A 1,063-nucleotide genomic window follows, 5' to 3' on the forward strand; every position below is an offset into this window, starting at 1 on the left:
ATTGATTTATAACTATAACCAATACGATCTTTGAAAGAAACTTCTCGATCATGTCTATCATTTTTCTGCTTGTTGCTATACTGGCCATTGGACTAGAATTTACAGGTGTGCAATCCGTAGGAGTTTGCTATGGCGTGAATGGCAATAATCTACCATCAAGGCCAGAAGTTATAGATTTATACAAATCAAAAGGTATTGGTGGAATGCGTATATACTATCCAGACGAAGAAGCCCTACAAGCACTTAGAGGTTCCAACATTGAATTGATTCTTGATGTGCCTAGGGATACCCTTTCTTCTCTCACTGATGCCAATCAAGCCACAAATTGGGTAACCAAATATGTTACACCCTACTCACAAGATGTTAAAATCAAGTACATCACTGTTGGAAATGAAATCCACCCTGATTACAATGAGGCCCAATACGTTCTCACTGCATTGCAAAACATTCAAAATGCAATTTCAGCAGCCAATTTACAAGGCCAAATCAAGGTCTCTATAGCAATAGACATGACTTTGATTGGTAACTCCTATCCACCCAAGAATGGTGTTTTCACTGATCAAGCAAAGTCATATATACAACCAATAATCAACTTCCTAGTGAAGAATGGATCACCATTTCTTGCAAATGTGTATCCGTACTTTGCTTATATCGGAAATGAACAAGCCATTCATCTTGATTATGCTCTTTTTAATCAACAAGGAAACAACGACGCTGGTTACCAAAATCTGTTTGATGCGCAGTTAGATTCAGTATATGCTGCTCTTGGGCAAGTTGGGGGATCCAATTTGCAGATAGTTGTGTCTGAGAGTGGGTGGCCATCTGCTGGTGGAGATGGAGCCACAACTGCAGGCAATGCTGCCACATATTATAATAATTTGATCAATCACGTCAAGAGTGGGAACGGGACTCCGTTGAAACCTGGTGTGGCTATTGAGACTTACTTGTTCGCCATGTTTGACGAAAATCAGAAGACTGGTGCATCGACTGAGCAACATTTTGGTCTCTTTAACCCTGACAAATCACCTAAGTATCAAATAAGTTTCAATTAATTAAACAGACA

General features: G+C 39.5%; 1 protein-coding gene. It reads left to right on the plus strand.

From position 1 onward, the window contains the following. Window positions 1–50 precede the first annotated feature (50 nt). A complete protein-coding gene (locus tag QTI33_RS35050) occupies window positions 51–1,052 on the plus strand; it encodes a glycosyl hydrolase family 17 protein (protein WP_286511353.1) in 1,002 nt (333 codons plus the stop codon). Window positions 1,053–1,063 lie beyond the last annotated feature (11 nt).

Origin of the sequence: Variovorax davisae, from assembly GCF_030316845.1 — a bacterium.
Classification (GTDB): Bacteria; Pseudomonadota; Gammaproteobacteria; order Burkholderiales; family Burkholderiaceae_C; genus Variovorax; species Variovorax davisae.